7 protein-coding genes, 1 tRNA gene and 1 pseudogene are annotated in these 7,365 nt (G+C 70.9%); 5 read left to right on the top strand and 4 right to left on the bottom strand.

All coding sequences use genetic code 11. From position 1 onward, the window contains the following. Positions 1 to 258: 258 nt before the first annotated feature. Entirely contained in the window at positions 259 to 1,068 is an 810-nt protein-coding gene (locus AOK15_RS31545; protein ID WP_055521753.1) for a glycerophosphodiester phosphodiesterase, read from the bottom strand. A gap of 256 nt (positions 1,069 to 1,324) precedes the next feature. Here AOK15_RS31545 and AOK15_RS31550 point away from each other — a divergent pair, with 256 nt between their 5' ends. Both AOK15_RS31550 and AOK15_RS31555 read left to right on the top strand, forming a co-directional pair. Further along, complete coding sequence (locus AOK15_RS31550; RefSeq protein ID WP_055521754.1) at positions 1,325 to 3,196, top strand: S1C family serine protease; 1,872 nt, start codon at positions 1,325 to 1,327, stop codon at positions 3,194 to 3,196. Positions 3,197 to 3,381: 185 nt separating this feature from the next. Beyond that, positions 3,382 to 3,466, top strand: a tRNA-Ser gene (locus tag AOK15_RS31555). Between the two features lie 344 nt (positions 3,467 to 3,810). Here AOK15_RS31555 and AOK15_RS31560 read toward each other — a convergent pair. Continuing rightward, positions 3,811 to 4,635: a helix-turn-helix domain-containing protein gene (locus tag AOK15_RS31560; RefSeq protein ID WP_055521755.1), complete on the bottom strand. Its 825-nt coding sequence runs from the start codon at positions 4,633 to 4,635 to the stop codon at positions 3,811 to 3,813. Between the two features lie 302 nt (positions 4,636 to 4,937). Here AOK15_RS31560 and AOK15_RS31565 point away from each other — a divergent pair, with 302 nt between their 5' ends. Continuing rightward, complete coding sequence (locus AOK15_RS31565) at positions 4,938 to 5,177, top strand: hypothetical protein (RefSeq protein ID WP_055521756.1); 240 nt, start codon at positions 4,938 to 4,940, stop codon at positions 5,175 to 5,177. Positions 5,178 to 5,615: 438 nt separating this feature from the next. On the opposite strand, the gene AOK15_RS31570 is transcribed toward AOK15_RS31565, so the two are convergent. Beyond that, positions 5,616 to 5,837 carry a hypothetical protein gene (locus AOK15_RS31570; RefSeq protein WP_055521757.1) on the bottom strand — a complete coding sequence of 74 codons (222 nt, stop codon included), beginning with the start codon at positions 5,835 to 5,837 and terminating at the stop codon, positions 5,616 to 5,618. Between the two features lie 268 nt (positions 5,838 to 6,105). On the opposite strand from AOK15_RS31570, the gene AOK15_RS31575 reads away from it, so the two are divergent. Both AOK15_RS31575 and AOK15_RS31580 read left to right on the top strand, forming a co-directional pair. Next, complete coding sequence (locus AOK15_RS31575; RefSeq protein ID WP_055521758.1) at positions 6,106 to 6,405, top strand: hypothetical protein; 300 nt, start codon at positions 6,106 to 6,108, stop codon at positions 6,403 to 6,405. A gap of 165 nt (positions 6,406 to 6,570) precedes the next feature. Further along, positions 6,571 to 6,786: an antitoxin gene (locus AOK15_RS31580; RefSeq protein WP_055521759.1), complete on the top strand. Its 216-nt coding sequence runs from the start codon at positions 6,571 to 6,573 to the stop codon at positions 6,784 to 6,786. A 273-nt stretch (positions 6,787 to 7,059) separates the two neighbouring features. On the opposite strand, the pseudogene AOK15_RS31585 reads toward AOK15_RS31580, so the two are convergent. Next, positions 7,060 to 7,272: pseudogene (locus AOK15_RS31585) on the bottom strand (primase alpha helix C-terminal domain-containing protein); the annotation flags it as partial. Positions 7,273 to 7,365: the final 93 nt, after the last annotated feature.

The following is a 7,365-nucleotide window of genomic DNA, read 5'->3' on the forward strand; positions in this document are numbered from 1 at the left end:
TGTACGGACTTGTCCGCGCACACAGATTCGCCGTTCTGGCGGAATTCTTACCTCCGCCGACAGGGTGTGCGGGGCTGCGGAGAGGGCCAGTGGCATGGCCAAGAGTGAACAGGCGTGTATTCGGACTGAAGGGGGGGCGGCACGCGGAGGAGCGCCCGAAGGGGGCGCGCCGAGGGGGCGCGGAAGGGGCGGCGGCGCGTGCGCGGTGCGGGTCGGTGGTGGGAGGTGGGGGCGCGTGCGCGGCGTTCGCGGCGTGGATCAGCGGTGGAGCTGGTCGAGGACCGCGCGGGGGCGGTTGGTGATGATGGCGTCGACGCCGAGGCCGACGCAGAGGTCGACGTCCTCGGGTTCGTTCACCGTCCACACGTGGACCTGGTGCCCGGCCTTCTTCAGGCGCTCGATGTACGCGGGGTGGTTGCGCACGATCCTGATGGAGGGGCCCGCGATCCGGACGCCGCCCGGCAGGCGTCCGTCCCGCAGCCGGGGCGAGACGAACTGCATCAGGTAGACCGCGGGCAGCGTCGGGGACGCGGCCCGCACGCGGTGCAGCGAGCGTGCCGAGAAGCTCATGATCCGTACCGGCGACTCGTCGGCCGACGCCGGCGCGTCCAGCCCGAACCGCTTCAACAGCACCAGCAGCCGCTCCTCCACCTGTCCGGCCCAGCGCGTGGGGTGCTTGGTCTCGATGGCCAGTTCCACACGGCGCCCCGCGTCGGCCACGAGTTCGAGCAGCCGTTCCAGGGTGAGGACGGAGGTGTCGGCCCGCTCCTCGGGGGCGATCTCCCAGTCGGGTGCCTCGTCGCCGTTCTTCCAGGAGCCGAAGTCCAGGGTGGCGAGATCGGCGAGCTCCAGGGCGGACACCGCGCCGCGGCCGTTCGACGTACGGTTGACGCGTCGGTCGTGGACACAGACCAGATGGCCGTCCGCGGTCAGCCGGACATCGCATTCGAGAGCGTCCGCACCGTCCTCGATCGCCTTCTTGTACGCGGCCAGCGTGTGCTCGGGGGCTTCCTCGGAGGCCCCTCGATGGGCGACGACCTGAATCGGGAGCTGTCGTGCGTGGGTCACCGCGTCATGGTGCCACCGTGACGGGGGTACGCGTCGGGGTGGTGGCGTCGTACGGCTGCGGCACCAAGGTGATGTGCACCTTTAGTCAGATAGATCCTATATAAAGGTTCCTCCCGGACCCACAGACACCGCTTATGGTGCCCTGACGGCTCGTGGGAAAAGCTGACCGCATACAAGAACTCGCGCACGGCCCCGCTGTGCGCCCAAGACGAGTCGACCGCTGACAGGTGACAGCCGTGGATCGAGGAGAGAAGCTGTGAGCACCGAGAACGAGGGCACCGCGGTACCCCCGGCCCCGTCCGCACCTCCCGTGCCGGTGGACACTCCCGCTGCCTCCGCGCCGGCCCCGGCCCCCGAGCCGAGCGCGGCCCCCGCGGGAACCACCTCCGAGCCGGCACCGACCGCCCACACGGCGCCCCCGGCCGACGCCGGCGCCGCCGAGAACGCGCCGACGGCCCAGCTCCCGCCGGTCCCGCCGACCGCGCCGGACCAGACGGCGGTTCAGCCGCAGCCGCCGCACGAGCAGCCGGTGGCCCATGCGCAGCAGCAGCCGTACGGGCAGCAGTCGCACGGGCAGCAGCCGCACGGGCAGCAGGCTCAGCCGGAGCTGGTGACCGCGGGTGCGCCCGGGTACGCGGCCGCGTCGGCCCCCGGCCATGGAGCCGGCCACGGCTATGGGCAGGCGCCCGGCGCCGGTGGAGGCTACGGCCAGGCACCCGGCGGTCCTGGTGTGCCGAGCGGTCCCGGTGTTCCGGGTGCGCCTGGAGGTCCCGGGGCTGCCGGAGCTCCCGAGGGTGCCTCCGCGCCCGACGCCGCGTGGCCGCCCCCGGCTCCGCCGGCCGTCCCGTCGTACGCGGACGGCGGGCACACGTACGCCGACGGCAGTGGTGTCGCGGGGCCGGGCGGCCCTGGTGACCAGGGCGGCGCCGGTGGGCACGGCGGTGGCGCGGGCGGCGGCTGGGGCTCCTCGTGGCAGCAGACGCAGCAGTCGGCCCCTCAGCCGGGCGGCAAGAAGCGCGGCGGTCTGATCGCGGCGGTCCTGGTGGCCGCGCTGGTGGCGGGCGGTGTCGGTGGCGGTATCGGCTACACGCTGGCCGACCGCAACGACAACTCGACGGGTTCCACGACCGTTTCGGCCTCCCAGAACGGCGGTGACGTCAAGCGCGCGGCCGGTACGGTCGCCGCGGTGGCCGCGGCGGCGCTGCCGAGCACGGTCACGATCGAGGCGTCGGGCAGCGACGGCGAGGGCGGCACGGGCACGGGCTTCGTGTTCGACAAGGAAGGGCACATCGTCACCAACAACCACGTGGTGGCGGAGGCGGTCGACGGCGGCAAGGTGTCGGCGACCTTCCCGAACGGCAAGAAGTACAACGCCGAGGTGGTCGGCCACGCGCAGGGCTACGACGTGGCGGTCATCAAGCTGAAGAACGCCCCGTCGGACCTCAACCCGCTGACGCTCGGCGACTCCGACAAGGTGGCGGTGGGCGACTCGACGATCGCGATCGGCGCGCCCTTCGGCCTGTCGAACACGGTGACGACGGGCATCATCAGCGCGAAGAACCGCCCGGTGGCCTCCAGCGACGGCTCCCAGGACAGCAAGGCGTCGTACATGAGCGCCCTGCAGACGGACGCGTCGATCAACCCGGGCAACTCCGGCGGTCCGCTGCTCGACGCCCGGGGCAACGTCATCGGCATCAACTCGGCGATCCAGTCCGCCAGCAACGGCGGCTTCGGTTCGGGGCAGGCGGGTTCGATCGGCCTGGGCTTCGCGATCCCGATCAACCAGGCGAAGAACGTGGCCCAGCAGCTGATCAAGACGGGCAAGCCGGTGTACCCGGTGATCGGCGCCTCGGTCTCCCTCACCGAGGGCACCGGCGGCGCGAAGATCACCGAAGCCGGGGCGAACGGCGCGTCCTCGATCACGCCCAACGGCCCCGCCGACAAGGCCGGTCTGAAGTCCGGCGACGTGATCACCAAGCTCGACGACCACGTCATCGACAGCGGCCCCACCCTCATCGGCGAGATCTGGACCCACCAGCCCGGCGACAAGGTCACGCTCACGTACACCCGCGACGGCAAGACCCGCACCGCCGAGGTCACCCTCGGCGAACGCGAGGGCGACAGCTGACGGAGGCGCACACAGCCGGCTGACACGAACGTGCTCCAGCCGGCTGCTGGGGGCGGCGCCCCTCTCCCTCGGGGCGGTGCGTGACCCGTCCTCCCCGAGAAGGGCCCACGCGCGGCCCACGGCCCCCGAGACCCGCGCCGGGCCGGTACGCTGTACCCGCTCCGCCCCTGGTGGGCCGGGGCACGGGTGGGTTGCCCGAGCGGCCTAAGGGAACGGTCTTGAAAACCGTCGTGGCGCAAGTCACCGTGGGTTCAAATCCCACACCCACCGCGTAGCGAACGGCCCCTGACCAGGTGAGACGGTCAGGGGCCGTTGTGTGTTCCTGGACCTGTGGTTGGGCCAAGGGCGCGGGAGATCATGTACCCATGAGTATTGGTTTACGTCGTGCCGTTGGGGTCGTGGGTGTGGTGGGCGGTATGGGGCTCGCGGTCTGGCTGGTCTTCGGGGCTCCCCATGGCTGGGAGGGGGGGCATGCGGTTGGTGCGGTATGGCCTGGCATGGGTGTCTCTTGGTGCGGTCAACAGCGGTGCCTGGCTGGTGTTTTCCGGCAGGCAGGACGGTGAGTCCGACGTGGTGGCCGGCTGAGGGTGGGTGGCGTTCGGTCGGCGGGACAGTCAGCGGCTGTGCCGGGACGCGTACACGTCCAGGGGTTCCAGTGCGCCCCACGCCTGGTCGAAGCTGTCCGCGAAGTACCGCAGGAAGGCGGGGCCTTCGACGCTGAAGCCCGTCAGTTGTTGGCGGCCGGCGCCGGAGAAGGACAGGAACGTGACGGAGTCGTCCACGAGGCCGGTGTTGTGCCAGGCGCAGGAGGCGGTCCAGGGCATGACGCGCGCCTCGTAGGCGTAGATGTCAGCCGTCTCCCGCCGGTGGTCGAGCAGCCACTGCAAGTACGCCGGCTCCGGTGTGCCGTCGCGCTCGGGGACGCCGATGATGCGCCGGGCGCTGGCGCCCTCACCGGAGTGGTCCCTCGCCCAGTCCAGCACCGTGCTGAAGTACTCGGCCACTTCCGGTGCTCCCCAGTGGCTGGGCGGGTGCCGTCGGACGTAGGTGAGCCGGATCTCGCGGCGGGCCGCCCGGATGCGTGCGGCCGAGGCGCGGTAGAAGGAGGACGGGTCCGGGTAGCGCACCATCTCCGCCCTCAGCGCCTCCACCGGCGCCTCGGGTCCCTCCCGCTTGAGCCTGTCCAGTTCCGTCCTGGCCTCGCGCCACAGGGACTGCCACTGGCTCCACTCCCCGTCCAGCGCGGCGACCAGGCGGCGGGTGACCGTCTCGCCGGGCAGGCGGCGCCCGTTGAGGGCCTCGGAGACCGTCGACGGACTGCACTGCGCCCGCGCGGCGATCGTCGTGACCTGCGGGGTGCCCGCGGTGATCCGCAGCCGGCTCAGTTCCGCCGCGAAGCGACGCACGGCCGGCGGCACACCGCCCGCGTGGACGTTCATCGTTCCCACTGAGTTCCCCCTGAGACCGTTGGCCGGTCCGACGACCGCTATCCGGTCCGATGACCGTCATCCCGTCTGATGACGGCGATCGGCTCCGCGCGTGTGATCGGTCCGACGACCGTGATCGTCCCACTCTCTCCGGGCGGCCGCCGAACTTCGCCGAATCCCGCCGAAGAAGCCCGAATTCCGCCGAAGCTTCCGGGACTTTCGGGCTCTGCCGGAATCTCTGGACCGCGTGGAGCGGTGCCTGGTCAACTGGCCGACATCTCAAGTCGAGGATCGGAAGAGGAAGGTGACCGCACATGCCGATCGACCTCAGGATGTCGCTGCGCCGCCACTACACGACGTTTCTCGCCGTGCTCGTGACCGGGATCGTTCTGATCATGGCGGTCAACGGCACCGCGCCCACCATGGACGTCTACCTGAACTGCCTGATGAGTGTGGCAGGCATGATCGCCGCCTATGCGCTCGCGCCGCCGGACCCCTCCCAGCCGGGCGACCGTGACCAGCGGCCCGGTGCGACGGGGGACGAAGCGCGGTGATCACGGCGGCGTGGCCGAGGTCCGAGGTCCGAGGTCCGACGTCCGGGGTCGGGGGTCTTGGGTCCGTGGGCCGGATGACCGGTGCCATGCGGCATACCGGGCACGCCGTGAACGGCCCCCTGACCACGTCCGGTGGTCAGGGGCCCTTCTTCTGCGCCGTGGGCGCTAGGCAGCCCTGGGGGGCCGGGCTGACCGGGCCGGCCGGGCAACGGGGCTCGGGGCCGGGGCCGGGTCCTGTGCGTCCTCGGGCCAGTAGGGCTCGTCCTCTCCGAAGTCCGGGGCCCGGAACGGGTCCGTCGTCGGAGGCGGCGATACCGCGGTGGGACGGCTGGGCTGCCCTTCCAGGGCGGAGAACAGCGACGTCTGGTCGATGAGAGGTCTGCCTTTCGTTACAGGTCCCTCAGGGGACCTGGTGTGCCGTGACCGGGCACAGCGGTTCTACAGCTTGGTCATCTTGGCGTACGGGCTCGAGATCCGCACCTGCGCCGAGCCGAAATCGACGAGCGCCGCGATTCCGTCCTCGATGCCGACGACCCGGCCGAGTCCGTACACGTCGTGCGTGACCTGGTCGCCCAGGGCGAAGTGCTTGGGAGCCGGTGCGACCGGGGCCTTGAACGGGCTGGTGGGCAAGTGACGCTTCGGTGCCGCGGGCTTTGTCATGGCTCAGTATGAGCCTACGCGTCTCCGGCCCGCTGTGGCCGTCGGCACACATCTCTTGGGAAAACCGTGTTATTCCGGACACTACGGGAGATCAGCCGACGCCGTCGTATCGCACAAGCCCGTGGGTTCACACAGAGCCGCGCTGGGCGAGCGCGCGGGGGCTTGGCTGGTCACCGGTGTGCGCCCGCACGCTCTGCCGGGCGCAACCCGGTGGGTGGAACGATCCCCGTGCCGGTATCGGCGAGAAATCAGCTGAAGGGGGCCTGGCATGGCTGTGGTGTTGTCGATGCACTGGGCGGGGGTCACGCCGGAGCAGTACGACACGGTGCGGGACACGGTCGGCTGGGAGGAGGTTCCGGCGGCCGGTGGGCAGATGCATGTGGCCTGGTTCGACGACCAGGGCTTCCATGTGACGGATGTGTGGGACTCCCAGGAGGCGTTCGAGGCGTTCTTCGGCGAGCGGCTCGCGCCCGCGATCCAGAAGGCCGGCCTCACGGGGTCGCCCGAGATCGTCTTCAGCCCGCTGCACCGACGGTTCGTCGCGCCCGGCGTCAGCGGTACGGGGTGAGCGGTGCGGGATGAGCGGTACGGGACGAGCGCGCGTGTGTTCCGGTGAAGTTGCCGGGTGGGAGGGGTGTCCCGGTGTGCGGGGCACCCCTTCCGCGTCTCCGGATGCGGGGTGGAGGACGGGCGCTGATTCTGGAGGGGACGGCGAACAGCGGAAGGAGCCGCGATGTCTGTGATGGACAAGCTCAAGCACATGCTGAAGGGCCATGAGGAGCAGGCCGGCAAGGGCGTCGACCGGGCCGGCGACTTCGTCGACGAGAAGACCCAGGGCAAGCACAGGCGTCACGTCGACACCGCTCAGGACCGGCTCAAGCAGCAGCTGGGCACGGACCAGACAGGGCAGACGGACCCGGGCGGCCGGGAAGAGCCGCCTCCGCGGTAGGGCGTGGGGTGGATGGCCCGCAGTCAGTGCAGTAGCGGAGTAGCGGAGTAGCGCGGGCGCCGTGTGACGTGCGATGCGGTCGGCCCGGCTTCCGCCGACGCCGGCCCGGAGATGCGGCGTGCCCGAGGCGCCCCCCAGTGACCCGCAGCCGACGTGCGGCCGCCGCCCGAATCCTGGGCGCCAGCCGCACGTCGGTTATTAAGAGTGCTCCGAGACCGAGACCGAGACCGAGAGCGGGCAGCGGCATGGTCCGCCCCCGCCCCCATTCCCTGCTCACCCCCTCAGCCCCGACATCCGTGCCGCCGACGCCACCGTCGAGCGGGCCTCGCGTTCCGTGAGGCCCGTGTGGATCGCGGCGTCTATGAGGGCGTTGGCGAGGTCGGGGCCGAGGCCGTTCTCGTAGGCGCGGCAGGCGGCCCAGAAGAGGCGGGTGTTGCGCTGGCCTTCGTGGGCCGTGAGAACGAAGTGGATCAATCCATGGCCGTGACCATGACCATGGCCGTGACCGTGACCGTGGTCGTGCTCTCGGTCAAGGTCATGAACTTGATCTTGGCCATGACCTTGACCGAGGCCCCGGCC

This window comes from Streptomyces ossamyceticus, from assembly GCF_001418475.1.
Classification (GTDB): Bacteria; Actinomycetota; Actinomycetes; order Streptomycetales; family Streptomycetaceae; genus Streptomyces; species Streptomyces ossamyceticus.

Excerpts from the sequence above, each read along its gene's own strand:
- AOK15_RS31560 (WP_055521755.1), bottom strand. The coding sequence starts at position 4,635 with ATGAACGTCCACGCGGGCGGTGTGCCGCCGGCCGTGCGTCGCTTCGCG.
- AOK15_RS31565 (WP_055521756.1), top strand. The coding sequence starts at position 4,938 with ATGCCGATCGACCTCAGGATGTCGCTGCGCCGCCACTACACGACGTTT.
- AOK15_RS31570 (WP_055521757.1), bottom strand. The coding sequence starts at position 5,837 with ATGACAAAGCCCGCGGCACCGAAGCGTCACTTGCCCACCAGCCCGTTC.
- AOK15_RS31575 (WP_055521758.1), top strand. The coding sequence starts at position 6,106 with ATGGCTGTGGTGTTGTCGATGCACTGGGCGGGGGTCACGCCGGAGCAG.
- AOK15_RS31580 (WP_055521759.1), top strand. The coding sequence starts at position 6,571 with ATGTCTGTGATGGACAAGCTCAAGCACATGCTGAAGGGCCATGAGGAG.